General features: G+C 69.6%; 22 protein-coding genes and 4 pseudogenes. 13 read left to right on the top strand and 13 right to left on the bottom strand.

Going from position 1 to position 24,752, the window contains the following annotated elements:
• Positions 1-28: 28 nt before the first annotated feature.
• The 5 genes and pseudogenes from RV986_RS11295 to RV986_RS11275 all read right to left on the bottom strand — a co-directional run.
• On the bottom strand, positions 29-757 hold the full coding sequence (locus tag RV986_RS11295; RefSeq protein ID WP_475924250.1) for an ISAs1 family transposase: 729 nt from the start codon (positions 755-757) through the stop codon (positions 29-31).
• A gap of 30 nt (positions 758-787) precedes the next feature.
• Positions 788-2,554: a reverse transcriptase domain-containing protein gene (locus RV986_RS11290; protein WP_475917259.1), complete on the bottom strand. Its 1,767-nt coding sequence runs from the start codon at positions 2,552-2,554 to the stop codon at positions 788-790.
• A gap of 210 nt (positions 2,555-2,764) precedes the next feature.
• Positions 2,765-3,613 carry a transposase family protein gene (locus tag RV986_RS11285; RefSeq protein WP_475917258.1) on the bottom strand — a complete coding sequence of 283 codons (849 nt, stop codon included), beginning with the start codon at positions 3,611-3,613 and terminating at the stop codon, positions 2,765-2,767.
• A 143-nt stretch (positions 3,614-3,756) separates the two neighbouring features.
• Positions 3,757-4,153 (bottom strand): annotated as a pseudogene (locus RV986_RS11280) (tyrosine-type recombinase/integrase); the annotation flags it as partial.
• A 107-nt stretch (positions 4,154-4,260) separates the two neighbouring features.
• Positions 4,261-4,674: pseudogene (locus RV986_RS11275) on the bottom strand (IS110 family transposase); the annotation flags it as partial.
• 356 nt (positions 4,675-5,030) lie between these two features.
• Here RV986_RS11275 and RV986_RS11270 point away from each other — a divergent pair.
• The 9 genes from RV986_RS11270 to RV986_RS11230 all read left to right on the top strand — a co-directional run bounded on the left by RV986_RS11270 (position 5,031) and on the right by RV986_RS11230 (position 12,828).
• Positions 5,031-5,396, top strand: a complete 366-nt coding sequence (locus RV986_RS11270) for a hypothetical protein (protein ID WP_475917257.1) — start codon at positions 5,031-5,033, stop codon at positions 5,394-5,396.
• A gap of 169 nt (positions 5,397-5,565) precedes the next feature.
• The gene (locus RV986_RS11265; protein WP_475917256.1) at positions 5,566-5,817 is read left to right on the top strand and encodes a YkoF family thiamine-binding protein; all 252 of its coding nucleotides are present in this window, start codon (positions 5,566-5,568) and stop codon (positions 5,815-5,817) included.
• Positions 5,814-6,182, top strand: a complete 369-nt coding sequence (locus RV986_RS11260) for a helix-turn-helix domain-containing protein (RefSeq protein ID WP_475917255.1) — start codon at positions 5,814-5,816, stop codon at positions 6,180-6,182. The genes RV986_RS11265 and RV986_RS11260 overlap by 4 nt, the downstream gene beginning before the upstream one ends.
• A gap of 108 nt (positions 6,183-6,290) precedes the next feature.
• Positions 6,291-6,818 carry a 2-oxo-4-hydroxy-4-carboxy-5-ureidoimidazoline decarboxylase gene (uraD, locus tag RV986_RS11255; RefSeq protein ID WP_475917254.1) on the top strand — a complete coding sequence of 176 codons (528 nt, stop codon included), beginning with the start codon at positions 6,291-6,293 and terminating at the stop codon, positions 6,816-6,818.
• A gap of 10 nt (positions 6,819-6,828) precedes the next feature.
• Positions 6,829-7,242 carry a hydroxyisourate hydrolase gene (gene uraH / locus RV986_RS11250; protein ID WP_475917253.1) on the top strand — a complete coding sequence of 138 codons (414 nt, stop codon included), beginning with the start codon at positions 6,829-6,831 and terminating at the stop codon, positions 7,240-7,242.
• A 4-nt stretch (positions 7,243-7,246) separates the two neighbouring features.
• Positions 7,247-8,218, top strand: coding sequence for a factor-independent urate hydroxylase (pucL, locus tag RV986_RS11245; protein ID WP_475917252.1), 972 nt, complete (start codon positions 7,247-7,249; stop codon positions 8,216-8,218).
• Between the two features lie 111 nt (positions 8,219-8,329).
• Positions 8,330-9,730: an 8-oxoguanine deaminase gene (locus RV986_RS11240; RefSeq protein ID WP_475917251.1), complete on the top strand. Its 1,401-nt coding sequence runs from the start codon at positions 8,330-8,332 to the stop codon at positions 9,728-9,730.
• A 201-nt stretch (positions 9,731-9,931) separates the two neighbouring features.
• Positions 9,932-10,312, top strand: a complete 381-nt coding sequence (locus RV986_RS11235) for a hypothetical protein (RefSeq protein ID WP_475917250.1) — start codon at positions 9,932-9,934, stop codon at positions 10,310-10,312.
• 83 nt (positions 10,313-10,395) lie between these two features.
• Positions 10,396-12,828: a DUF6185 family protein gene (locus RV986_RS11230; RefSeq protein ID WP_475917249.1), complete on the top strand. Its 2,433-nt coding sequence runs from the start codon at positions 10,396-10,398 to the stop codon at positions 12,826-12,828.
• A 53-nt stretch (positions 12,829-12,881) separates the two neighbouring features.
• Here the strand turns inward: RV986_RS11230 and RV986_RS11225 are convergent, their stop codons facing one another.
• Entirely contained in the window at positions 12,882-13,697 is an 816-nt protein-coding gene (locus RV986_RS11225; RefSeq protein WP_475917248.1) for a chitosanase, read from the bottom strand.
• Positions 13,698-13,873: 176 nt separating this feature from the next.
• On the opposite strand from RV986_RS11225, the gene RV986_RS11220 reads away from it, so the two are divergent.
• Positions 13,874-14,512, top strand: a complete 639-nt coding sequence (locus tag RV986_RS11220; RefSeq protein WP_475917247.1) for a TMEM175 family protein — start codon at positions 13,874-13,876, stop codon at positions 14,510-14,512.
• Between the two features lie 285 nt (positions 14,513-14,797).
• Here RV986_RS11220 and RV986_RS11215 read toward each other — a convergent pair.
• A pseudogene (locus RV986_RS11215) lies at positions 14,798-15,061 on the bottom strand (MFS transporter); the annotation flags it as partial.
• On the opposite strand from RV986_RS11215, the pseudogene RV986_RS11210 reads away from it, so the two are divergent.
• Positions 15,058-15,257 (top strand): annotated as a pseudogene (locus RV986_RS11210) (winged helix-turn-helix transcriptional regulator); the annotation flags it as partial. The pseudogenes RV986_RS11215 and RV986_RS11210 overlap by 4 nt on opposite strands.
• 223 nt (positions 15,258-15,480) lie before the next feature.
• Here RV986_RS11210 and RV986_RS11205 read toward each other — a convergent pair.
• From RV986_RS11205 to RV986_RS11195, 3 genes are all read right to left on the bottom strand, one after another.
• The gene (locus RV986_RS11205; RefSeq protein WP_475917246.1) at positions 15,481-16,110 is read right to left on the bottom strand and encodes a hypothetical protein; all 630 of its coding nucleotides are present in this window, start codon (positions 16,108-16,110) and stop codon (positions 15,481-15,483) included.
• Positions 16,111-16,266: 156 nt separating this feature from the next.
• Positions 16,267-16,866: a histidine phosphatase family protein gene (locus tag RV986_RS11200; protein WP_475917245.1), complete on the bottom strand. Its 600-nt coding sequence runs from the start codon at positions 16,864-16,866 to the stop codon at positions 16,267-16,269.
• A gap of 131 nt (positions 16,867-16,997) precedes the next feature.
• Entirely contained in the window at positions 16,998-18,206 is a 1,209-nt protein-coding gene (locus tag RV986_RS11195; RefSeq protein ID WP_475917244.1) for a pyridoxal phosphate-dependent aminotransferase, read from the bottom strand.
• Positions 18,207-18,292: 86 nt separating this feature from the next.
• Between RV986_RS11195 and RV986_RS11190 the strand changes: the two genes are divergently transcribed.
• A complete protein-coding gene (locus RV986_RS11190; RefSeq protein WP_475917243.1) occupies positions 18,293-18,928 on the top strand; it encodes a winged helix-turn-helix transcriptional regulator in 636 nt (211 codons plus the stop codon).
• Between the two features lie 266 nt (positions 18,929-19,194).
• Here the strand turns inward: RV986_RS11190 and RV986_RS11185 are convergent, their stop codons facing one another.
• The 3 genes from RV986_RS11185 to RV986_RS11175 are packed head-to-tail and all read right to left on the bottom strand — an operon-like array spanning position 19,195 to position 22,875.
• The gene (locus tag RV986_RS11185) at positions 19,195-20,007 is read right to left on the bottom strand and encodes a hypothetical protein (RefSeq protein ID WP_475917242.1); all 813 of its coding nucleotides are present in this window, start codon (positions 20,005-20,007) and stop codon (positions 19,195-19,197) included.
• Positions 20,007-21,272: a VWA domain-containing protein gene (locus RV986_RS11180; RefSeq protein WP_475917241.1), complete on the bottom strand. Its 1,266-nt coding sequence runs from the start codon at positions 21,270-21,272 to the stop codon at positions 20,007-20,009. Before RV986_RS11180 ends, RV986_RS11185 begins: the two co-directional genes overlap by 1 nt.
• Positions 21,273-21,321: 49 nt before the next feature.
• A complete protein-coding gene (locus RV986_RS11175; RefSeq protein WP_475924249.1) occupies positions 21,322-22,875 on the bottom strand; it encodes an IucA/IucC family protein in 1,554 nt (517 codons plus the stop codon).
• Between the two features lie 38 nt (positions 22,876-22,913).
• Between RV986_RS11175 and RV986_RS11170 the strand changes: the two genes are divergently transcribed.
• The gene (locus RV986_RS11170) at positions 22,914-24,569 is read left to right on the top strand and encodes an IucA/IucC family protein (RefSeq protein ID WP_475917240.1); all 1,656 of its coding nucleotides are present in this window, start codon (positions 22,914-22,916) and stop codon (positions 24,567-24,569) included.
• The last annotated feature ends 183 nt before the right edge of the window (positions 24,570-24,752 follow it).

The following is a 24,752-nucleotide window of genomic DNA, read 5'->3' as shown; positions in this document are numbered from 1 at the left end:
TTGCGTGATCGAGATGTGTCCGGGTTCGTCACGTGAGTCCGAGGGCCCGCAGGGGCCGGCGGCAGTCGCGACTTGCGTGGCGGAGGGCGGCGGCGATGTTGGTCTGGCCGTCCTGGCGTAGAACGCTGATGGCGAGGTTGCGCAAGGAGGCCATTGCGCGGGGCAGGGTGCCGGTGCGGACCTTGGAGTCGTCCTCGCGGAAGGTGCGGTCCCGCACGTGGTGGAGGAGGTTCTCGATGCCCCAGTGGCCTCTGATCCAGGTGGCGAGTTCGGCGCAGGTGGCGTCGAAGACGCTCAGGCTCGTGATCAGGTAGACGCGCTCCATGGTCAGCTTGCCGGTGCTCAGATCGCGGCGCCAGCGCACGACTTGGATCGCCTGACGGGCCCCGGGGTAGTCGATATGGCGGAACACTGCGACCTTGAGCCGGCGGATCTCGTCGCGGTGATGGGCGCGGTCGCGGGTGCGGTGCCCGAGCGGGATCTCCTGCCAGGGCAGCCCTTTGACCTGGGCATACAGGCCGGGGTGGTTCTTCTTGACGACAGCCACGTAGTGGGCGCCACGGCCGGTCAGGTAGGCGCCGTGATCGTGCTGAGTGTGCAGGGCGTCGGCGGTCAGCACGGTGTTCTTCAGATCCAGGGTGTCCAGCAGGGGCTGGAAGGAGGGGATGTAGGGTCGGCCGCGCGGCGAGGTGCCAGCGTGAACTGGTCCTTTTCCGCGCGGCCTCCCTCCGAACTCACCGTGCGAGTTTCCCCGCAGTGAGCTCTCCGATGAGCATGTCCGTGATCATCATGCCGGTGTTCCGGGGTGGATGGAGTCGTGGCAGTCGCCGCAGACGATCAGGGTTTTGCGGCGCTTGTCGGCCATGAGCTTCTTCCAACCCGGTGTGGCGGTCCCCGCGCCGGTGAGATCGGCCAGTGTGCGGATTTGGTGGGTTTCCACTTCGCCTCGCTGATGGCAGAGCTCGCACTCGCTGCGGAGAAGTCGTCGGACGACTTCCCGATGACGGTGGGGTGTGGGGTTGGGGGCGCGGTCGTAGGGCACCGCGTTCTTGTTGCGCCGGAGGGGAATCCCTCCGAACCGGGCGACCAGTGGTTTCCTGCCCTGCCGCGGTTGCGTGGCCTCGAAGCACGTGCGGAGCCCGTATGGTGTCTCGGTCTTGACCCTGTGGCGGGTCGTCATCTTCGATACCGACGAGCGGTGCTTGGCGGCCAGGGTCCGCAGCATCGCGGTTCGCATGACCCATTCGAGCCGGTTCAGTTTGTAGACGTCTCCGGCGAGCAGGTAGTACTGGACGAGCCCTCGGTATTCGGCCCCGAATGTCGCGACGATGGTGTGGTCGCTCTCGTTGACCAGGTCGCGGCGGTGGGCGGGTTTGCCTCGCCGCATGTGCCGAGCGCACTTCGCCTTGATCACCGATCGCGGCACGTTCAGCTTGATGAAGCCGTCGGTCCATCTGCGGCCTCGGGCTCCCTTTCGGTGATCGTGGTGAGCGGTGATCTCGTAGCCGAGGAAGCGTGCCGCTTGTGAGCGGGCATGGGTGATCAGTGTCTTGTCGGGGGACAGTTCGAGCTTGAGTTCCTCGCGCAGAAATGTCGCCAGACGTGCCTTGATCTGCTCAGCCTCGGCTTTCGGCCCGGTGAAACCAAGGAGATGGTCGTCGGCGTAGCGGCAGTACCTCAGCCGCCGGTATCCCGAATCGTAGGGGTCTTTGCTGGGCAGCGTTCGCCGCCGTTTGCGCGCCTCCCGTACGACTGCGCGGTCGCCGCGTCGGCGTCCGCGCTCGATGATGCCGGACAGCTTGACGTAGGCCGAGTTGTGCCGCCGCTTTTCTCCTCGGGTGTGTTCGGGAATCAGTGTCTGTTCGATGAACATGTCCAACTTGTGCAGGTAGATCGAGGACAGCAAGGGCGAGAGGACGCCACCTTGCGGCGAGCCGGACAGCGTTGCGTGCCAGACCCAGTCCTCCATGTATCCGGCCGCGAGCATGTTGCGCACCAGCAGCAGGAACCGGTTGTCGTGGATCTTCTCCGACAGAATCGTGATCATGACCTCATGGTCGAAAGATCCGAAGCAGTCGGCGATGTCTCCCTCGATGAACCAGGTTGTCCCGGTCCACGTGTTGGCCACCTCGGTCAATGCCGTGTGGCAACCGCGTCCGGGACGGAAACCGTGAGAACGGTCGGAAAACGTCGGTTCGTAGTACGCCTCCAGTAATAGGCGCATCACCTCGCCGACCAGCTTGTCCGTCCATGACGGCAGGCCCAGGGGGCGCATCTTTCCATTCTTTTTGGGAATATGAGTGCGCCTCACCGGGCTGAATCGGAAGCGCTCGTGGCGCATCGCATCGATGATGCGATCGATCTTCCCGATGGACATGCCGTCTGCGGTTTCTCCCGAGACTCCGGGTGTCATCGCTCCGTGGTTGGAATAGATGCGCCCGTAAGCCAGCAGATACAGCTGCGGATTGAACATCTGTCGATACAGTTCCTCCAACGGCAGGCCACGCCGGCCGCGTTCACGTAGGACACCCAGCACCGTTTCAGCACTCTGCATTTCGCATACCTCCCAGGCATGTGTGTCCGATCATCTGTGCTCCTTCGCCCTGCGGACGGCTCTCCCGTCCTCCCTGGCCGGTCGCGACTCCGACGACTACTACGAGCACTCCGTCGCCCTGGACCTCGCGGTCCGTAGGCGATCCCACGTTCGTCCCTGTCGTACGTTTGCAGCGTGACGTAGGCGCCCCACTCATCCCCTTGAATGTCCTCACTGGACATCGCCCAGCGCTCCGGAAGTTGCGTCGCCAACGAAATAATCCGACGCAGAGCGCGGCACCGGTTTCAGAGATCTTTTCCGGTGGATGAAGAGTTGCATCACTGGAGATTGGGATTCAGGCAGTCTAGCTTTCGCCATATCACGCGGACTCCCCTGTGCACCGTTCCTGATCTCTGGACACGGCCGCAAGTTTCCATGGCATGCTCTTGTCCCCGTCGGCTTTCGCCTCAGGGTTAGCCATTGAGCCCAAGAACCTCCTTCCGAGTTCTTCCCGGCTGAGCCGGGGATACGACAGAGCGCCTCGTGGCGCACTTCGTTGCTCTTGGAGACGATCTGCCGCTGGGCCAGGACCACGCCTTGATGGTCCATCGCCGCCGGCAGCTGGATCGCCGTGGCGGTCTTGGTACGCGAGCCGCGCACCACCTTGCCGTCGACCGCGATTACCCGCCGCACCGGCTGCTTCCCCTCGGGCGAGGGTGGTGGCACCACTCTGGCCTGCAGATACGCACTGATCGCCGCGTCCAGCGCGTCGCCGTCGACGCGTTGCAGCAGACGCCGCACCGTGGCGGCGTGCGGCACGGGCCGCAGGCCGGTGAACGGGTCGATGCCGAAGCCGAGAGTGCCCAGGACGTGCTGCGGAGCATCCGCGATCCACTCACTGATCGCGATGAGCGAGCGGGCCCCGGTCAGCACCGCCGCGACGGCCGCGCACAGCAAAGCGACCGCCGGATACCTCCGCCCCCGCACATCACGGGGATCGGGCACCAGGCTCAGGAAACGACACAGGTCAACAGCATCGCTCGGGGCAAGGGAAGTGGTCTGGGAGCCCAGTTGTTCCATGGCGGAAGGGATGGGCGATGATGTTCGGGCAGGCACGGTCTCGCTCGGTTCTCATGGGTCTCGACAACCACATGATCACCAGCACCGTGCCTGCTCTGCTGCCCCGGCACCCCTGTCTCGCAACGGACATGACACCACGTCACTCACGAGACCGGCGAACCAGACGAATCCCGTTCACGCAATGCCCCTGGGAGGAGGGCGGTGCTGAGGATGTCGATGGCGTCGCGCTGGAGGCGGAGTCGGACGTGGGCGTAGACGGTGGCGGCCACGTCGATGTGGGCGTGGCCGAGGAGTTCCTTGATGACGACGAGGTCGACGCCCTGTTCCAACAGGAGGGTGGTCGCCGAGTGTCGAAGATCATGGAACCGGATACGGCGGAGCCTGGCCCGGCGGAGCAGGGCGGTGAAGTGCCGGGTGAGGGGCGGCTCCCTCAATCGGGGCTCCGTCGGGTCGGGTGAAGGCGTAGCCGCTGTCCTTCCAGCCCGCGCCCGCCGCTCACCGTTCCTGACGCTGGCGGTTGCGGTGTCGTTCGAGGGAGCGGGTTCTGGTCCACAATTCGAATTCTGGACAGCATCCGATGACGCGCGATCCCGGTGTCCTCCAGTAGCTTCTCCAGTGGCCGCACGATCTGCCCGCGTTTCGCGGGTCACCTGGGTGCGGGTCCGGGTCGGGTCCCGCAGTTCATGCACCAGCTGCGGCGGCACGAACGAGGGGCGGACCAGGCCATGGGTGCCGAGCTGGGCCAGCCAGGCGGCTTCGGAGATGTCGGTCTTGCAGCCGGGCAGGTTCTTGACCTGGCTGGCGTCGACCAGGATCACGTTCAGGTCCTCGGCCGGCAGGTAGTGGAATGATTTCCAGCAGTCCGAGGTCGCCTCGATCACGACGAGTGTGACCTCGGCGGCAAGAAGATGGTCCCGCAGGGCAAGGATCGCGCTCGTCGTCGAACCCCAGGTTGTGGTCTCCCCGGTGAAGGACCCCCGCCGCTTCGGGCTCGGGGTGCGCACCCATGCCTTGGCGTCCTTCTTGCTGATGCCCAGGCCGGCGCAGCGTTCATGCAGCACGTCCACGGCCTTGTCCCCTCCTTCACTGGACGGCCGAGCAGTACGCCGTTCCGGGAGGGCCAGGGGGAACAGGAAGTCTGACGTGCGTGCTCGCAGCAACACTCCACTGTTCCCGTGGACGGCCCTCGGCACCTTGCTGACCTGCGCGCTCACTGACGTCACAGAAGCCTCGGCTTCGGCCGGAACGAACCCCACGAGCGTCCCCGACCGGTACTGGTCCGCGTCACGGCGGACAGAAGCGCCTCCGGCGCGCGCCAAGGGATTTACCACGCCCCGGCGCGCACTGAAGGTGCGCTGAGTCGCTGAGCTGCGGTTCAGCAATTTTCGACCCGCAGGTCTTCAAGATCCAGAAGGTCATGAGCCAGGACGAGGGCGCCATCACCGAGCTGTTCAGGTTCGACACGACCGAGCCGTTCAGGTTCGACACGGTCGAGAAGTTCATCGACTTCCCCATGGACATGGTCGTCGACGCGTCAGCCCCGACGGCGGCACGGGCGGCACCTTCCGCACACGCCGACAAACTGGCAGCGCGACCTGTACGGGAACTTGAGGAGCGGTTCCTCGCCGAGGCCGTACTGCGGCTACGGCCGGTGGGAAAGACTGCGGCCGACGTCGCTGCCGCCGAGCAGATCCGGCTTGGCCAGCTCGCGGGCGAACGCCGACGACGTCGGTGCGGCGGCGGATCTTCTTGTCGAGCGCGGAGGCATGTGCTGGTCGGTTAGGGTCGCCTCGTGACGGGCGAACGGGCTCCGCCACCGTGAAATTGATCGGCCTGCGGTGCATTGTGGCTGTGGAGCAGTCGATCGATGCCTCCACGTTGTGCCCTGATGTGCCCTCGCGATGAGTGCTCGGGGTAAAGGTGCAGGTCAGAGACGTATTTTGGGGGGCGCAGTGCGATTGAGAGTGGAGTTCACAACCGAGCCCTTCGATCTCGAAGAGGCGCCCCCGCACGCGCTGGTCGCCCGCGAGGTCATCGAGGCGGCCGAGCTGGACGCCGTGGATGTCGGTCCCTTCGGCAACACCGCGGAGGGCGGCGCGGACGCGGTGCTCACCGCGGTCGACGCGCTGCTGCGCAAGGCTCTGGAGGCGGGCGCCACCAGGGTCTCGCTGCAGGTGAACGTGGTCGGGGAGGGCGGTAGGTGACCGGTATCGGGGACGACCCCTTCGTGACGGCGGTCAAGCCGCTGGTCGACGCCATGGGGGGCGAGATGGTGGCGCCCGACCAGGCAGGCCCCGACGATGTCGTGCTCTCCTGGGAGGGTGCGGACGTGGTCGCCGTACGTCTGCCGCAGTTGGCCGACTCGCTCGATCACATCCTGGCCGCCCTGGAGCGCAAACAGGGCAAGCCCCTGGCCGACCTCGACCGCAAGGCCAAGCAGGAGGTCGTACGGGTGCTGGAGGCCCGCGGCGCCTTCTCCGTGCGGCACGGGGTGGAGACGGTGGCGAGCGCGCTGGGCGTCAGCCGCTTCACCGTCTACAACTACCTGAACCGCGAGAAGCAGGCCTGAGCGCAGGGGCCGGTTGTTACCCCGATTTTTCAACAAAGTGTTGACGTGGTGTTTCCGGGGGCGTTAGCTGGCCCCAGCCCGTCCAGCACAAGGCCACGGAGGCTTCCCGTGACTTCGAGTACGACACCCGGCGGCCTCGCCCGGTTCAACGCCCTGGAGGAGCGCGCCGCCCACGCCGCCCTGCACGAGGTGTGCGCCTCGTCGGCCTGGGTGCGCGGCCTGCTCGCCCGGCGCCCGTACGCCGCCCCCGAGGCCCTCTTCGTCGCGAGCGACGCCGTCATGGCCGAGCTGACCGCCGCGGACCTGGCGGAGGCGATGGCCGGGCACCCCCCGATCGGGCGGCCGAAGCCGGGAGATCCGACCTCCTCCAGGGAACAGCGCGGCATGGCCGGCGCCTCCGCCGAGCTCAAGGCGGAGATGCTCGAACTGAACCTGGCGTACCAGGAGAGGTTCGGCCATGTCTTCCTCATCTGCGCCACCGGGAAGACCGCGGAGCAGATGCGGGACGCGGTCGAGGAACGGATCGGCAACTCGCCGGAGCGCGAGCGGGAGATCGTCCGCACCGAGCTGGGCAAGATCAACCGGATCCGTCTCGCCCGCATCGTCGAAGAGGCCTGCATCGTCGAAGAGGACTGAGAGCAGCAGCATGAGCACCAGCACCACCGCCTCCGTGTCCACCCACATCCTGGACACCAGCGTCGGCCGCCCCGCCGCGGGCGTCGCCGTCCGGCTCTCCGCACGCAGCGGCAGATCGGCCCATTACGGGCAAGGGGGAGACTGGCGGGAGCTCGGCGGCTCCGCGACCGACGCGGACGGGCGGTGCAAGGACCTGCCGGCGCTGCCGGAGGGGACCACCCACGTACGGCTGGACTTCGCCGTCGAGCCGTACTTCGAGAAGAAGCAAGCCGATGCGCAGCAGGACGCCCCCGCGAACCGGGACAGCGGGCGCGGTGTGTTCTTCCCGGAGGTGGCGATCACGTTCGCCGTCGTGCCGGGCGAGCACTACCACGTACCGCTGCTGCTCAACCCGTTCGGCTACTCCGTATACCGAGGGAGCTAGCTAAATGACCGTCAATTCCCGCCCTGCCCAGCCTGCCCACTCTGGCCGCCCTGTGATCCTGGGACAGAACCAGTACGGCAAGGCCGAGAACCGAGTCGTCAGGATCACGCGGGACGGCGCCACCCACCACATCAAGGACCTGAACGTCTCCGTGTCGCTCTCCGGTGACATGGAGGAGGTCCACTACTCCGGTTCCAACGCGAACGTCCTGCCGACGGACACCACCAAGAACACGGTGTACGCCTTCGCCAAGGAGTACGGCATCGAGTCCGCCGAGCGGTTCGGGATCCACCTCGCCCGGCACTTCGTGACCTCGCAGGAGCCGATCAGGACGGCGCGCATCCGTATCGAGGAGTACGCCTGGGAGCGCATCGAGACCTCCCAGGCGAACGCGAACTCCGAGTCCACCGGCGCCGACGACGCCAGGCACTCCTTCGTGCGCAGGGGCCAGGAGACCCGGGTCACCCAGATCACCTTCGACGGTGAGAAGTGGGAGGTCGTCTCCGGGCTGAAGGACCTGGTCGTGATGAACTCGACGAACTCCGAGTTCTGGGGTTACGCCAAGGACAAGTACACGACGCTCCCCGAGGCGTACGACCGCATCCTGGCCACCCAGGTCTCCGCCCGCTGGCGCTTCAACTGGACCGGCGACCAGCAGCGGATGCCCGACTGGGAGAAGTCCTACGACCAGGTCAGGAAGCACATGCTCCAGGCCTTCGCGGAGACCTACTCCCTGTCGTTGCAGCAGACTCTGTACCAGATGGGCGCGCGGATCATCGACAACCGGAGCGAGATCGACGAGGTCCGCTTCTCCCTCCCCAACAAGCACCACTTCCTCGTCGACCTCACGCCGTTCGGGCTGGAGAACGACAATGAGGTCTACTTCGCAGCCGACCGTCCCTACGGCCTGATCGAGGCCACCGTCCTGCGCGACGGCTGCGAGCCGCACATCCCGGTGGACCTCACCAACCTCTGAGGCCTGGGCGAAGGCCCCCCTCCTTCGGCACCCGTGGCGTCGACAGCCGCGGCACTCAAACCTCCCAGGGTCCTGCCGTGGCCCACCCCTCGAAACGAAGAAGGACGCACCATGGCAGCATCGGCAGAAACCCCGTCCCGGCTCCGGCGCACCGTCATCGAGAACTGCGCGATCGCGACGGTGGACGCGGCCGACACCGAGTACGCGTCGGGCCATGTCGTCGTCGCGGGCAACCGCGTCGAGTCCCTCGGCGCGGGCAGGGCTCCCGAGGGCCTGGCGAACGTCGTACGCCGGATCGACGCCACCGGCCATCTGGTGACCCCCGGTCTGATCAACACCCACCACCACTTCTACCAGTGGATCACCCGGGGTCTGGCCACCGACCACAACCTCTTCGACTGGCTCGTCGCGCTCTACCCGACCTGGGCGCGCATCGACGAGCGGATGGTCTCCGCGGCCGCGCGGGGCTCGCTCGCCATGATGGCCCGCGGCGGTGTCACCACCGCCATGGACCACCACTACGTCTTCCCGAAGGGTTCCGGCGACCTGTCCGGCGCCATCATCCGCGCCGCGCGTGAGACGGGCGTCCGCTTCACACTCGCCCGCGGCTCCATGGACCGCAGCGAGAAGGACGGCGGACTGCCGCCGGACTTCGCCGTCGAGACCCTCGAAGGCGCCCTCGCCGCCACCGAGGCGACCGTCGACGAGCACCACGACCCCTCCTTCGACGCCATGACCCAGGTGGCCGTCGCCCCCTGCTCCCCGTTCTCCGTCTCCACCGAACTCCTCCGGCAGGGCGCCGAGTTGGCCCGCCGCAAGGGCGTACGGCTGCACACGCACGGCTCCGAGACCGTCGAGGAGGAGCAGTTCTGCAAGGAACTGTTCGGCATGGGCCCGACCGACTACTTCGAGTCGACGGGGTGGCTCGGCGAGGACGTGTGGATGGCCCACTGCGTCCACATGAACGACTCCGACATCGCCGCCTTCGCCCGTACGAAGACGGGTGTCGCCCACTGTCCCTCCTCCAACGCCCGCCTGGCCGCGGGAATCGCCCGCGTCCCCGACATGCTCGCGGCCGGCGTCCCGGTCGGCCTCGGCGTCGACGGCACCGCCTCGAACGAGTCCGGCGAACTCCACACCGAACTGCGCAACGCCCTCCTCATCAACCGCCTCGGCGCCCACCGGGAAGCCGCCCTGAACGCCCGTCAGGCGCTGCGCCTGGGCACCTACGGCGGCGCCCAGGTCCTGGGCAGGGCGGCCGAGATCGGCTCCCTGGAGCCGGGCAAGCTGGCAGACCTCGTGCTGTGGAAGCTGGACACCCTGGCCCACGCCTCGATCGCCGACCCGGTGACCGCGCTGGTCTTCGGCGCGGCGGCCCCGGTCACACTCTCCCTCGTGAACGGCGAGCCGGTGGTCGAGAACGGCCGCCTGCTGCACGTGGACGAGGACGCCGTCGCCCGCACCACGCGGGAGGAGGCACAGCGCCTCGCGCGGATCGCCGCGCAGGCCTGACCCGCGGAAGAACTCCGGGGGACGGCCCTCGGCCGGCGGCCGTGGACCCGTGCGGGGTCCACGGCGGCCGTCTCCGGGGCGCGCATGGACGTGCGCGCCCCGGAACGGTCTCCGTCGGGCCGTCGGCTTCGAATTGCGCACGCATGTTCGGCAACTTAGGGTGCTCACGGTGTTGCACACAGTGGCATGGAGGAGCTGGTCATGACCGATCGAGCGAGTACCCGTAAGCAACCGCTTCCCCGTTTCGAGGAGGCCGAAGGGCTCGGACCGCAGGACGCGCAGTTCGTGCAGGACCTGGTCGCCGTGCTGGAGAAACACGGAAACCTCGACCGCTTCGGCCTGTGCCTGTTGCACGAGCACTTCCCGCTGGCGGCGGGAGAGGTCATGGTCGAGAGCAGTGACCCGCAGGCCCGCACGCTGCGGACCCGGGTGGAGAAGGCGGACCGGACCGAGCACGTCAAGCCGTCGCAGTGGCGGTTCCTGGCCGGCGTCGACCCCTCACGTGCTCACGAGTTCGAGGGGGGTCCGTACCAGGCGATCCTGCTGTGCACCCCTCTCACGGGCTGTCCCGCGGAGAAGTGATCCGGACACCCCGGTGGGCGCGGTGTGCCGTACTGGTGCTGCTGGCGCTCATCTGGTGGGGATCAGGGCCGACGGCGGAAGCGGTGGCCGCGACCGACGACTGCCATCCGGAGCAGTTGATGCGCGCCACGGTCGACACCTCGATCCGACTCGACTACCACAAGCGGGCCTTGGCCGTGGTGAGGGGGTCCGCAACGGTCAAGGTTCCGAGGGATTGGATCCACGCGGATGACCTGCTGCTGAGTGAGGACTCCGAGCCGTACCGGAGTGCGATGCGCTGTCTCCTGCGTGATCAGGGGAACGGCCTGTACCGCCGCGAAGACGAATGGCGCGCGAGCCATCCGAAGGCGACTGCGGAGGGCCACTGGGTCACGGCGCGGTACGAGACCCTGTCCTGGGTCCAGCATCGTCGGCGCGTGGAGGCGGGGCTGTGGGCCATCGATGTCGGCGCACGCAAGTGGACGCTGACCCTCAACCAGCCACTCGCGCTGAAGAACGCCCAATGGCGGCGGATCGAGACGGATGTGGGCGGGATCGATGTCCTCCATTTCTCGCCCACGCCGAAGTCAGTGCACAACGGGAAGCTGCTGTGGGGGGATCCCGCCGGGCCGCACCCGCCGATCCCACCGATCACGGTGCGGCTCAAGGTGCCGTGGCAGCGAGCCTGGGCGGCGAGCGCGACGAATGAACCATGGAAGATCATCAGCGACGCCGGTCAGGCAAGCCTGTGGTTGGGCGCCTCGGTGGTGATCACACTGGCTGCGCTGCGTGCCCGCAGTTACCCGTCGGGTGCGGTGACCACCGAGCTGGAGGCGGGCGCCGCGCGCTGGCTGTTGCGGTGGGGTCTGCTCAGCGGGGCCATCGGCCTGCTCGTGCTGCTGCTCTTCCAGCACTGGGGCGAAAAGCACTGGGTGGGAGTCATCGGTGTGCTCTCCGGCTGGGCACTCGTGTTCTTCGCCCGTCCACGGCGCTCCGTGCTGCTGGCCGCCTCAGTGGCGGCGATGGCAGGCGTGCTGCTGGAAGCGGCTCCTGGGCTTTTCGACCAGCCCTGGCGGCTTCCCTTGGCGAATCTGCCGCCCGCCTACGGCTTCACCGCGCTGGCGCTGGTGACGGCAGCCGTGCTGTGGCTGTGGCTGGCCGGGCTGGTGGCATGGGCTTGGCGGCTCGCCCGGGAGGGCGGAATGTCCTGGGCTTCCGCGACCCCATGGCGACTGCGTCGCACCGGGGCGGTACTGGCCCTGATCGCGGTGCTCGTGGTGGGCTGGTACGTGTGGTCCGGCGACCAGTCCTGGAAGCGCGTCACTTGGCTCAGTGACCAGACGTCAGCCGAATACGACCTGCAGCATCTTTCGGATATCGGTCATGGCCTGATCGCGTTCCCGCTCCAGATTCCCCTGTGGAGCTACACCCACACCTGGGTGCTGACCGGAATCGGGATCGCGGCACTGTTGCGTGCCAGGGCTCTGGCCCGGACGGAGCCCTGGATGGGGCCGGTCGGGGTCGGGCAGCTGCTGACGGCCGTCTTCTTCGCCGTAGTGGTGATGGCGAGGCAGGTCTCGATCTCGTACGCGGGTAACAGCGCGCTGGCCGGCCTGTGGCTGGCGCTGGGGGTCCTGGCGGTGTACGCCCTGCTGGCGGTGGGGCAACGGTGGGCGGTGCTGAGCCAGCCCCTGGAGGGGGGATCCTTGCGTTCGGCTGTCGGCGAGACCATCACCGAGGCACGCCACGACGAACTGACGGAGCGTGCGCGCCGCTACCGCGAACTGCACAACCAGCTGCACCAACTGGAGCAGGGGAAGAGCGACGGCGGGGCGACGCGGCGCGCCGTGGAGCAGGAACTCGACCAGCTGCACCGCTGGCGGCCGCCCCGCGGGGTGGCCGGCACGGCGCGGCCCTGGCTTCCCAGTCAGGTGACGGTCGTGGACGTCGCCCTGAGCTGGGGCCCCCATACGAACTGGTGGGACAACGCCCGACGTGCCGCATTCCTGGCGTTCTGCTTTGGCGTTCCCTTCAGCCTGGTTCTCGTCTGGATGACGAACGTGACACAGGAGTACTGGTGGATGAAGGTGTCGAAAGACTCCACGGGCATCCCGGACCTGCTGTGGGCGTTCATCGGCTGGCAGGTCACGTGGGCGGGTGTGGGACTGGTACTGGGGGCGCTGTGGCGCCTGCTTCCCGGACGCCAGGGTCCGGTGCGTGCCCTGAGTCTGGTGACCGCCTATGGCGTGCTCATCGGCCTGGCCACGCTGGGCAACCGCCTCACCGACCAGGAACTCGGTAGCGCGGCCACCTACGTCCTGATGATGATGTTGGTGCTGACCCTGACGAGTATGGCGATGGATGCCGACACCTTCCGATGCGAGCGCCACTTCTGGACGAGCAGGATCGGCATGCTGCTCTCGATCTACCAGATGCGCGGCTTCTCGACAGTGATCGGCTGGGTGCTCGTCCAGACGATCGCCGTCGTGTCTCTCCTGAACGCTTTCGGCAACATCAACCCCAGGGGGCATGGCTGACCGCACCTCGGGATACGCCTGCGCAGGCCCGGCCAGGCCTGCGCAGGACCGCCTCAGCCGATGTGGTAGCTGTCCCCGTACACCTTCCAGTCCAGCGGCGGAGCGAGATTCAGGTTCCGGTTCCGCAGGAACACCCGCTGCTCGGTGTCGACCCGAGTGGTGTCGGAGTGCGCCTCCTCCTGCTTCATCGCCCAGACACGGGCGTCGAGGAAGGCGTTGAGGTACGTCACCTCGTCGCCGCCCTGGGCGGGCGGCTTGGCCTTGGTCAGGGCCCGCCTGCGGATGTTGCTGAAGCTGGTGCTGTCGGTGCCGTCGCCGTGCATCACGATGGCGTCGTAGTAGGTGAACTGGCCGAGGACGCCGATGCCGTCGGTCTTGCCCTGCTTGACGGCCGGATTGAAGTAGACCCGGTCGCGCTCGTCGTTCTGGGCCTGCTGGAACGCCGCGTCCTGGGCGGCCTTGCGCCAGTCGGCGGGGAAGCCGGGGTCCAGGCCCTGGTGCGAGTCGCTGCCGTCGACCTCGCGCAGGGCGGGCAGGTACTTGGCGAGGACATTGCCCGGCTTGCGCTGGGCGTACAGCTCGACCAGGTCGAGCATGTCGCCGGTGCCCGAACAGAAGCCGATGATCCCGGCGGTGTAGCCGCGCCCGTCGCCGATGTCCTCGATGTACTTGTACTGCGCCTTCCAGTCCAGCGAGGAGTTCTCCGCGCTGGAGACCAGCTTCATGGCGATCTCCTTCTTCGCCGGGTCGTCGAGACCGCCGGACGCGGCGGTCGCGGACTCGGTCGCGAGGAGGGGGCCTGCCACGAGTGAGGCTCCGATCAGGGTGAGCAGTGTGCGCCGTGAGGTGTGTATGTGGGGGGTGTGCACGGTACCTCCGATGAGGGGAGTGTGGTGAGCACATACTGTTAGGAAAGTTTCCTACCAGAGATTCCGAGCCTCGTACACCCGTCAGTGCAAGGCGAGTTGGTGCTTGCTCCCCGCCGACCGGGCCCCGCTGGGCTACGTTCTGAGCGCACAGTCGTGGCCATGGGGGAGTGCGCGTCATGAACGAGTCGGGCCGTGTGGAGGCCTTCAGCGACGGTGTCTTCGCCATCGCCATCACGCTGCTGATCCTGGAGATCAAGGTCCCCGAGGTCGGCGAGCACGGCGGCCTGTGGCATGCGCTCGGCGCGCAGTGGCCGTCGTACGCCGCCTATGTCGTGAGCTTCCTGGTCATCGGCATCATGTGGATCAACCACCACCAGGTCTTCAGTTACGTCGCCCGGGTCGACCGCACGCTGATGTTCCTGAACCTGCTGTTGCTGATGGTGGTGGCCGCCGTGCCCTGGCCGACGGCGATGCTCGCGGAGTATCTGCGCGAGGACGGGGCGTCGCATGTCGCGGCCGCCGTGTACAGCCTGGTCATGGTCGGGATGGCGCTGTCCTTCCAGGCCCTGTGGTGGCACCTGACCCGCACGGGCCACCTCTTCGACACCCGCGTCGACGTCGAAGCCGCCCGCCGCACCCGTGTCCGGTTCGCCCTCGGCTGCCTCGCCTACCCGGCCACGGTCGGACTGGCCTATGTCTCGGCCACGCTGACCCTTTCCGCCCACGGTCTGATCGCCGTCTACTACGGCTTCAACCAGGTCCCGGTGCCCACCCGGAGCCCTGACGCGACCGCGCGGCCGACAGCCGGCCCGTGAAGAACGAGGTGGGTGCCACGTACGAACAGTGGGCGCGTGATCACGAGGAGGCGTGCGCGCAGACCTGACGACCGTCCCCGGGCGCCGACTTCACGTCGGACGCACGCTCAGCGTCGGACGCACGCTCAGCGTCGGACGCACGCTCAGCGTCGGACGCACGCTCAGCGTCGGACGCACGCTCAGCGTCGGGTGTGCGTGTCGCTCCGGACCCAGGCTCCGCCACAGCCGTGACCTCCGCCCCGGCCGTCCCCTCCGCAACGTGGCCGGATGAGACGCCCCGTGCCCGGGTCGCAGGATCGTCGCCGCCAGTGCCAGGGCCGCCACCGCGATCCCGGTGGCGACCGTGAACGCCAGCCGGTAGCCGTCCGCCGTGGCCGCCACGGTCCGCGCACCCCCGTCGACCAGCCGCTCCGTGCGGCTCGCCGCCAGTGTCGTGAGGACCGCGAGTCCCAGCGAACCGCCCACCACCTGCGTGGTGTTGAACAGCCCGGAGGCCAGCCCCGCGTCCTCCTCCCGGGCGCCCGCCATGGCGAGCCCCGTCGCCGCTGGAGCGTGACGGGCTCCTCACCCGTGCCGTCCACCCCACGGTCCCGCCCAAGGGCGAGTACGAACTCACCCCGGTGGCCCGTGAGTTGCACACGACCCTGCTGTCGCTGACGGACTGGGCCGAGCGGCACCGCGCCTCGATCGCCGGTCACGCGCGGCCTATGATGCTCAGCACCGCCCGGAGCTGCTGGACGCGTAGACCGTGTCACACGGGGCACACGGGGCACACGGGGCACACGGGGCACACGGGGCACACGGGCTCAGAGGCCGAGGAGACCCGGATCGTCGGCCAGCGCGCGGAAGTACTCACGCGGGTCCCCGACCAGTCTGCGCCGAAAATGGTTCAGCCACGACTTTCCCTTCTCCGGCGGTCTGTACGACGGCCGGAACGGATGCCACCCTACTGAGGGGTAGGCGGCTCCTCACGCGCGTCGAGGGGAGGCCAGCACATACCGCGCCCTCGTACGCGGCTCCGTGTGCTCGCCGACCTGCCAGCCCGCCTTCTCCAGCGTGGCCGCGCAGGCGCGCAGCGCCTCGGGATCCGGCTCCCGGACGGCGACGGCCTCCGGCTGCGGGGTCGCACGCACCCGGTAGCCGTCGCCCTGCGCGGCCGCCGGACGATGTCCCGCGGCCTCCAGGGCGAGCGCGGCGGCCTGCACCAGATGCGTACGCTCCCATCCGCACGGACGGTCCACGGCCCCGTCCGGATGGGTCATCCGCCGCAGCTCCAGCAGTCCCTGCCAGGCGCTGCGCACCTCGCGGGTACGGGAGGGGCCGCCGACGGCGTTCTCCTCACCGCCGATCCGCGCGGCGAACACGCCCGAGTCGGAGGCGGCCGGGGCAGGCTCAGGGGCGACGGTGGCCTCCGGAGCCTCACGTATGCGATGCCCGGCGGGTGTCAGGAAGTGGTCGTGCGGCGGACGCGGATGTCGGAAGGCGAGTCCCCGCTTCACCAGCGCGGCGAGCTGCGCGTCCGTCCCCTTCAGCCGCCCGGTCACGGGATCGGCCGCGTCGATGACACGCCGCTGTGCGGCGGTCGGCGGTCGGGTCATGGCGCCCCACTCCTTCGCGTGCTTCGGCTGTGGGCCGGTGGGGGCGGTCGCGCAGTTCCCCGCGCCTCCACAGGCCGCCCTCCACAGGCCGCCCTCCGCAGGTCGCCCTCCGCAGGTCGCTCTCGACAGATCGCCCTCGACCGGTCCACTCGAACACTACGAGGCGGGTCTGACATTCCAGCCGGCCACCACATGGCGGCGATGCTCGGTGCTCAGCCGGCTCACGGTCCCGGTGGCGAGCTGGAACAGCGCGCCCGCCGCGGCGGGCAGGCCCAGCCGCCGTGCGGTCAGCACCCGCAGGAAGTGCCCGTGGGAGAAGAGGACGACGATGCCCTCCGACTCGCCGAGCGCCGCGTCGATCTTGGCCAGCATCCGTTCCGCCCGTGCCCCGACCTCCTCGGGGCTCTCCCCGGGATGCTCCGGCGGCCCCGGCGCGACCCCGTCGTCGAACAGGAACCAGTCGGGCCGCGTCCGGTGGATCTCCACGGTCGTGACCCCTTCGTACCCGCCGTAGTCCCACTCGCACAGGTCGGGGTCGACGCGCGCCCCGTCGATGCCGGCCAGTCGCGCCGTCTCCCGCGCCCGCTGCATCGGGCTCACGAACGCCGCCGCGATGTGGTGCGAGGTGATCAGCGGGGCCAGCCGCTCGGCCTGCGCGCGGCCGTTCTCGGTCAGCGGGACGTCGGTCGATCCGGTGTGCCGCCCGGACAAGGACCACTCGGTCTCGCCGTGCCGCACGAGGAGCAGGTCACCCATCGCCGCGCCCTTCCTGTCCCGCCCGTCCCGCCCGTGCTGTCGTTCCCTCCGTACAGTGTCACTGACCCCGGCCGTTCGCAGGACGGGCTGCGCCAGACGGTCCCGCCGCCGCCCGTACCCGCCGCTGGCCGCTACTGCCGGTACCCGCTGAGGAACCGCCCGATCCGGCTGATCGCCGCGTCGAGGTCGTCGGCGTGCGGGAGGGTGAGGATGCGGAAGTGGTCGGGGCGGGGCCAGTTGAAGCCGGTGCCCTGGACGACCTGGATCTTCTCGCGCAGCAGCAGGTCCAGGACGAACTTCTCGTCGTCGTGGATCTTGTGGACCTTGGGGTCGAGGCGCGGGAACGCGTACAGCGAGCCCTTCGGCTTCACGCAGGACACGCCGGGAATCTCGTTGAGCTTCTCCCAGGCCACGGTGCGTTGTTCGTGCAACCGGCCGCCGGGAGCGGTCAGTTCGTGGATGGACTGGCGGCCGCCGAGCGCGGCCTGGATGGCGTACTGGGCGGGCGCGTTGGCGCACAGCCGCATGGAGGCCAGCATGGTCAGGCCCTCCACGTAGTTCTTGGCGTGCTGCTTCGGGCCGGTGATCACCAGCCAGCCCGAACGGAAGCCGGCCACCCGATAGGTCTTCGACAGGCCGCAGAAGGTCAGGACGACCAGGTCGGGGGCGAGTGCGGCGACCGAGTGGTGCACGGCGTCGTCGTACAGGATCCGGTCGTAGATCTCGTCGGCGAAGACCATCAGGCCGTGCCGGCGGGCGAGGTCGAGGATGCCCTCGATGATCTCCTTCGGGTAGACGGCGCCCGTGGGATTGTTGGGGTTGATGATGACCACGGCCTTGGTGCGGTCCGTGATCTTCGCGGCCATGTCGTCCAGATCCGGGTACCAGTCGGCCTGTTCGTCGCAGAGGTAGTGGACCGCCTTGCCGCCCGCGAGGGTCGTCACGGCCGTCCACAGCGGGAAGTCCGGGGCCGGGATGAGGATTTCGTCGCCGTCCTCGACCAACGCCTGTACGGCCATGGAGATCAGCTCGGAGATGCCGTTGCCGAGGAAGACGTCGTCGACGCCGACCTCCAGGCCCAGCGTCTGGTAGCGCCCCGCCACGGCCCGGCGGGCGGAGAGGATGCCGCGCGAGTCCGTGTAGCCGTGCGCCTGCGGAAGCATCCGGATCATGTCCTGGAGGATCTCCTCCGGCGCCTCGAAACCGAACAGCGCGGGGTTGCCGGTGTTCAGGCGCAGCACGCTGTGGCCCGCCGCCTCCAGTGCGTCGGCCTGCTCGATCACCGGGCCGCGGATCTCGTAACAGACCTCGCTGAGCTTGTTCGACTGCCGGAACTCCATGCGCTGCGCCCCTCCGGTATCTGGTGTTGCTTGGTTTTACCAAGCTTCTGCTTGGAAAGTCCAACAACATGTCTAGACTGCGTCGCATGTCACCTCGCCGAAGCTACGACCAGTACTGTTCCGCGGCCCGCGCGCTCGACGCCGTCGGTGACCGCTGGACCCTCCTGATCGTCCGCGAGCTGCTCGGCGGCCCGCGCCGCTACACCGATCTGCACGCGGATCTGCCGGGCGTGAGCACGGACGTCCTCGCCTCCCGGCTCAAGGACATGGAGCGCGACGGGCTGACGACCCGGCGCCGGCTGCCACCGCCGAGTCCCGCGTACGTCTACGAACTCACCGCTCGGGGCCGCGAGTTGCTGCCTGTGCTGCAGGCGCTCGGCGAATGGGGCGCGGCCTCGCTGGGTGAGCGCGGGGCCACGGACGCCGTACGGGCCCACTGGTTCGCGCTGCCGCTGCTGCGCGGCCTGGCGGGGGAGGGCGACGAAGGGCTGGTCGAAGTCCGGCTGGAGGAAGGGGAGTTCCATGTGTGGCTGGGCGCCGGGGAGGGGCCGGTCTACGGGGACGGGCCGGCCCCCCGGGAGCCGGACGTGCGGCTGCGCCTCGACACCGGGACGTGCACGGATGTGAGCCGCGGGACCTCGACCCTGGTGGACGCGGTGCGTGACGGACGGATCGAGGTCACGGGGGAGAGCACCCTCGCCAAGGTGCTGCGCGGGGACTGAGGCCCCCAAGGGGCTCCCGTAGCTGTAGCTGTAGCTGTAGCTGTAGCTGTAGCCGTAGCGCGCCGCTCGCGCCGGACACTTCCAGCGCGTTCGAAAACATTGCGGGCCGTCGACCGACGGCGGCAGGCTGCACGGCACGGGTGTCGAGAAGCGGACACTTCTCGACACCCCAGCACCTCACCGGACCGGAACCCGGACGGGGGACGAGGCCCGCCGTGCCGAGGGGGACACGGCGGGCCTTCGCCGTCGCGGGGGCCGGCAGGGGCTCAGGCGCCCGGCCGCACCCGGGGAGGCCGCCCCGACCCGCGGGTCAGCGCGTATCCGCCGATGCCCGCGAGCGCTGCCAGGATGCCGCCGATCGCGGTCCACACCCAGCGGTCCGACCACCAGCCGGAGGACCAGCCGTCGTCGGGCTCGATCGACGACAGGACCGCCGTCGAGGAGGTGGAGTCCCCGGACTTCTCGGCGCTCGTCGCGATCCCCGGCACCAGCGGCTTCGCCAGCGAACCGTCCACCGCCGCCGACCCCCCGATGTCCTTGGAGTCGACCTTCACCTCGGCGCCGACCGGCAGCCCCAGGTCCGAGGACTGCAGCCCGGTGACGGTCAGCCGGACGTAGTACGTGCCCGGCAGCGGGTCGTTGGCCCAGGTCTCCGACCAGGCACGGACGGTCCGCAGCGTGCAGGACAGCTGCACGGAGGCCGCGTCCTGGGCCGCCGTCCGCGTCTGCGCGCCGTACTGGCACGCCTGGCGGCGCCGCAGCCCGTCGTACACGTCGAGCTGCCAGGTCTGGCCGGCGTGCCGGGTGGCGGCCTCGGGCAGCTTCACCGTCGCCTTCACGGTGGGCCGCTGCCCGGCGTCCGCGGGGAACGACCAGTACAGGTAGTCGCCCGTGGACCCGCTGGCGGTGGCCCGCTCACCCTGCTCGATCTCGGTCGCCGTACGGAACGACGTACCGGCCTGGGTCGGCGCGGAACTGTCGTCCGACGGGCTCGCGGAGGGCGAGGAGTCGGCCGCGGCGGGTGCCGCGGCGACTCCGAGCAGCAGCAGGGCGGTGCTCAACACTTGTCCGATACGCATCAGTTGGTCCTCCAGACCGCGAACCGCCAACGCGAGATCCAGCCCCACAGCACACCCGCGAGGAAGCCGGTGAGCACGAGGGCGCCGAGCAGCCACCAGCCGCGTCCGAGGCCGAAGGAGGCCACGTCGCCGGACTGGTCCGGCCCGTCCACGACATCGACGGTGAGCTCCACCGGCATGCCCGGCGTGGTCTTCACGCCCGCGGCGGCCGAGAAGGAGTTGGACACCTGCAGGCACACGGTCTCGGCGGCGGCGTCCTCGTCGTCGCTCTCGGCCTTCGGATAGCGCAGACCGGTCGAGATGACATCGGTACGGCCGTTGCCCGCCGCCTCCCCGCGTACGATCTCACGTCCGTGCACGGTGACGGCGCGCAGCAGCACCCCGTAGTCCGGGTTGACCTCGCGGTCGGCCGCGACGCTCACCGAGGCGCGCAGTTCCTGCCCCGGCTCGACGTCCACGCGGTAGTAGCGGTGCTGCCCGAACTCCTCACGGTCGGTGTAGAGCCCGGACTTCAGCGTCGGGGCCTTCGCACAGGCGGCGGCACCCTCCACGGCGACCGGCGTCACCACCGGGTCGGCGGCCCGCTCCACCAACTGTCCGACACGGTCGGTGAGTTCTTCCTTGTGCTGGATCGAGGTGTACGTGCCGCCGGTCGCGTCCGCGATACAGCTGAGCTGGTCGCGGGTCTTGGCGTCGGGCACGAGACCGAGGGTGTCGATGGTGAGACCGATGCCCTTGGCGGCGATCTCGCGGGCCACCTCGCACGGGTCGAGCGGCTGGCAGGTGTCCTCGCCGTCGCTGATCAGCACGATGCGCCGGGTGCCGTCGCCGCCGTCGAGGTCGTCGGCCGCCTTGAGCAGCGCGGGACCGATCGGTGTCCAGCCGGTGGGCGTGAGGGTCGCGACCGCGGTCTTCGCCTCGGTGCGGTCCAGCGTGCCCACCGGGTACAGCTGTGCGGTGTCCTTGCAGCCCGTCTTGCGGTCGTTGCCGGGGTAGTTGGCGCCGAGAGTCCGTATGCCGAGCTGGACCTCCTCGGGTGTCGCGTCGAGCACCTCGTTGAACGCCTGCTTCGCCGCGGACATGCGCGACCCGCCGTCGATGTCGCGCGCCCGCATCGAACCGCTGACGTCCAGCACGAGTTCGACCTTGGGAGCGGCCTGCTCCGCCGTTTCGTCGGCGACCGCTCCGGTCGGGAAGGCGATCCCGGCCGTCAGGGCGGCGAGCAGGGCGCAGACGCCTGCCGCCAGCCGTTGTCTTGTGATCATCGCCGGATCCTATGGAGCAAAGGTGCCGGGCTTCAAAACGATCTACGAACTATTGGGTGGCGAACGGGTGGGGAAGCTGTGCCCAGATGTCCCCCGGAGCCTCCGGAGACAGCCGCATCAGGCTCAACGCCTTGGTCGGCAGCGGCTCGTCGAGCAGCACCGCCAGGTCCGGGGTGCGCGGCAGATCCCGTACGACGGTCCCCAGGGCCTCCCGCAGCACGGCCGACGAACCGGCCGTCGCCCCCAGTGCGCCGCCGATCAGCGAGCCGAACATCTTGCGGCGCAGGGTGGTCTCGTCGTCCGTGACGATCCGTCCGGACAGCGCCGGGGCCGGGATGCCGTGCCGGGCCAGCCGGGCCGGGCCGACGCGGATGTCGGCCAGGTCGCGGTAGACCAGCCGCACCGGGTCGCCGGTGGCGGACAGCACGACCAGCAGGTTCTGGCCGTGCGCCTCCAGGGCCACCCCCAGGTCGAGCAGCCGCAGACAGACGGTGAGCGTGAGCTTGGCGAACTGCGCGAACCAGGAAGGCGACCGGGGCAGTCCGCTGCTCGGCAGGGCGGCCACCGGCAGGACCCGCTCACCCGGGCGCGCGTACACGTCCGGGGCCTCGCGCAGCACCGCCGCCAGGTCGGGGGAGTGGGCCGTCACGGCCCCCAGAGTGCGGGTGACGTGCAGCAGACCGTCCGTGCGGGCCGCCATGTCCGCCGCGAACGCCGAGACCGTCGCCGACGTCTCGATCGAGTAGACCGAGATGTCCCGCACGGAGGACGTCAGCCGGGCACTCAGGGCGGTCTTCACATGCGCGCCGTCGGGGAGGGCAAGGGTGCGCAGCGACATCAACGGGTGTGCGGAGACGACCTCCTGGGGCGCCGTACGGAGTACGTGCGCCGTCTGCCAGGGGTGCACCGGGATCAGGAAACGGCCCTCGTCCCGCAGCCACTTGGGCCACTCGCCCCGGACCAGACAGTCGTCCACGCCCACCAGGCCGAGTTCCACGACCGGCCGGTGCTCCGGCCCGTAGGCGAGCTGCTCGGCTACCGAGAACCCGGGCCGGGAACGGCAGTTGGGGTGGTACGGATGCCCGTCGACCACCCGCTGCTCCCACTCCCAGCTGGTCACGGGCTCATGGTCGACAGCGGGCTGGTTCGCGCGCGACAGCGCCAACGAGGCGACGCTGTCGTCGAGTTCGACGGCGAAGTCGGTCGCGTGCGGTACGCCGAGGGCCGTCATGAGCCGCACCGGACGGTCGTACGCCGTCTCGTCCAGCCGGACCTCGGTGACATACGCGGCGGTCGCGTACGGATCCGGGCGCGGGCCGTGCAGCCGCCGCCCGTCGGTCAGGTGGAGCGTGAGACCGTCGCCGCCCGTCTCGCGGCGCGCGATCCAGGGCATCGGCTCGTACGCCAGGGCCCGCCACAGGCGGGTCAGCACGGCCGCCCGGGCGCCGGGGAGCCCGGCCGCGTACGGCGCCGAGAGGTCGGGGCGTACGGCGCTCAGCTCGTCGGCGAGCGCGGCCTCGGCCTCGGGCATGGGGGGACGGTGCACGGTCGGGCTCCTCGGGTACGGGGACTGTGCGTCGCGGTCGCCCGCGCCGACAGACATACTGATCACCAGTGCACCGTATGGAATGAATGGACCGCGTGGACTCCGTGCCCCCCATGCTCCCCCCGGCCGCCCCGGCCGCCCCGGCCGCCCCGGCCGCCCCGGCCGCCCCGGCCGCCCCGGCCGCCCCGGCCGCCCCGGCCGCCCCGGCCGCCCCGGACGCCCCGGCCGCCCCGGACGACAGCGGACACGCCCTTTCCAGGGACGACAGGGAAAGGGCCGCCGACGCCTACGCCGTCGCGCCGCTGCTCAACTGTCTGCTGCGGGAGGTGGCGCAGCCCGAGCCCGCCGAGGGATCCGGTGTCTTCCGGCTCCGGGCCAGTGGGCGGCTGCTGCGGGTGCGGGGCACCCGGCGGCCGGTGGCGCCCGAGGTGTACGGCGACGGGGCGTGGCACCGGTTCACCCACGCCGAGCTGGTCAAGTTCACCGCCGAGGAGCTGCGCGGCTTCACCGGCCTCTCCAACCCCGAGCTGCCCGCCGAGATGAGCGACAGCCGCGACGCGGTGGCGGCGCTGCTCGCCGCCCGGCTGCACGCGACCCCGCCCGCAGACCCGTACATGCGTTCGGAGCAGTCCCTGATCACCGGGCATCCGTACCACCCGGCGCCCAAGGCCCGCGGCGGCGGCCCCGTCGCCGGCTGGCTGCCGTACGCGCCCGAGGCGTACGCCCGCTTCCCGCTGGAACTGCTCGGGGTGCGCGAGGACGCGGTGGTCGAGGAGGGCGACACCTCGGCGCTCGACGACTTCGGGCCCTCCCCGGCGGGCTACCGGCTGCTCCCGGCCCACCCCTGGCAGCTCGACCTGACCGGCGCCCGCCCGGAGATCCGGGACGCCTTCGCGGACGGCCGGCTGATCCGGCTGGGCCGCACCGCGCGCCCGCTCTGGCCGACGGCCGCCATCCGCACGCTGTACGCCCCCGGGGACGACGTCTTCGTCAAGTTCAGCCTCGATGTGCGCATCACCAATGACATCCGCCGGCTGTGGCGCCACGACCTGCTGAAACTGCGCCGGACGGATGCCGCGACGGCCTCGGCCCTCGCGGCCACGACCACGGGTGCCGCCTGGCTGAGCGACCGTGGCTACCGCACCGCCGACTTCGCCTTCGAGGAACTCGCGGTCCTCGTCCGCGACGGCCTGCGCGAGCACGTCGTCCCCGGCGCGACCCCGCTCCTCGCGGCCGCCCTGGTGGAGGGCTTCGAGGGCAGCCCCCTCGACGGTCTGACCGACCCGTCCGCCTGGTGGACGGCGTATCTGCGCCAGGTCGTGCCCCCGGCCCTGGAGGCGTTCGCGCGGCACGGCGTCGTCCTGGAGGCGCACCTGCAGAACACGGTGGTGGCCGTGGACGCCGACGGCACGCCCGTGCAGGCGCTGTTCCGGGACGCGGAGGGCGTGAAGCTGCTCACGGACGTGGACCGGGCCGCCGGGTGGGAGCGGCTGGTGTACTGCCTGATCGTCAACAACGTGTCGGAACTCGCCGCCCTGCTCGCGGAGGACCACCCCGGCTGGGATCCATGGCCCGCCGTCCGCACCGAACTGGCCCACCACGGCCTGCCCGGGATCGCGCACGAGATCACGGAGCTGCTCGCCGCCCCCACCCTCCCCGGCAAGACGAACCTCCTGCTCCGCTGGACGGGCGCGGACGGCGCGGACGCCCGCTACCTCCCCCTGCCGAACCCACTGGCCCGCCGCGCCTAGTGCCGGGTTCCTCTTCGGTCGGGTAGTCGGGTATATGTCTTTGTGGCGGGGTGGCCGACGGTACTCGGGGGCGGGTGCTGAGTGATGGTTCTACGAACTGGGCCCGGGTGGGGCGAAGGTGAAGGCAGGGTCTCCTGCTCGCCGGAGGAGTGCGCCGGCGCCGCACCTGGCTCAAGGAGCCGC

The organism is Streptomyces sp. RLA012 (assembly GCF_056270325.1).
The sequence above is the reverse complement of the archived record's forward strand: the minus strand, read 5'-3'. Positions and strand labels throughout refer to the sequence as shown.

Bases quoted from the DNA above. Each gene is read 5' to 3' on its own strand.
- RV986_RS11290 (WP_475917259.1), bottom strand. From the start codon at position 2,554: ATGCAGAGTGCTGAAACGGTGCTGGGTGTCCTACGTGAACGCGGCCGG.
- RV986_RS11285 (WP_475917258.1), bottom strand. From the start codon at position 3,613: ATGGAACAACTGGGCTCCCAGACCACTTCCCTTGCCCCGAGCGATGCT.
- RV986_RS11270 (WP_475917257.1), top strand. From the start codon at position 5,031: ATGAGCCAGGACGAGGGCGCCATCACCGAGCTGTTCAGGTTCGACACG.
- uraH (WP_475917253.1), top strand. From the start codon at position 6,829: ATGAGCACCAGCACCACCGCCTCCGTGTCCACCCACATCCTGGACACC.
- pucL (WP_475917252.1), top strand. From the start codon at position 7,247: ATGACCGTCAATTCCCGCCCTGCCCAGCCTGCCCACTCTGGCCGCCCT.
- RV986_RS11240 (WP_475917251.1), top strand. From the start codon at position 8,330: ATGGCAGCATCGGCAGAAACCCCGTCCCGGCTCCGGCGCACCGTCATC.
- RV986_RS11235 (WP_475917250.1), top strand. From the start codon at position 9,932: ATGACCGATCGAGCGAGTACCCGTAAGCAACCGCTTCCCCGTTTCGAG.
- RV986_RS11220 (WP_475917247.1), top strand. From the start codon at position 13,874: ATGAACGAGTCGGGCCGTGTGGAGGCCTTCAGCGACGGTGTCTTCGCC.
- RV986_RS11205 (WP_475917246.1), bottom strand. From the start codon at position 16,110: ATGACCCGACCGCCGACCGCCGCACAGCGGCGTGTCATCGACGCGGCC.
- RV986_RS11200 (WP_475917245.1), bottom strand. From the start codon at position 16,866: ATGGGTGACCTGCTCCTCGTGCGGCACGGCGAGACCGAGTGGTCCTTG.
- RV986_RS11195 (WP_475917244.1), bottom strand. From the start codon at position 18,206: ATGGAGTTCCGGCAGTCGAACAAGCTCAGCGAGGTCTGTTACGAGATC.
- RV986_RS11190 (WP_475917243.1), top strand. From the start codon at position 18,293: ATGTCACCTCGCCGAAGCTACGACCAGTACTGTTCCGCGGCCCGCGCG.
- RV986_RS11185 (WP_475917242.1), bottom strand. From the start codon at position 20,007: ATGCGTATCGGACAAGTGTTGAGCACCGCCCTGCTGCTGCTCGGAGTC.
- RV986_RS11180 (WP_475917241.1), bottom strand. From the start codon at position 21,272: ATGATCACAAGACAACGGCTGGCGGCAGGCGTCTGCGCCCTGCTCGCC.
- RV986_RS11175 (WP_475924249.1), bottom strand. From the start codon at position 22,875: ATGTCTGTCGGCGCGGGCGACCGCGACGCACAGTCCCCGTACCCGAGG.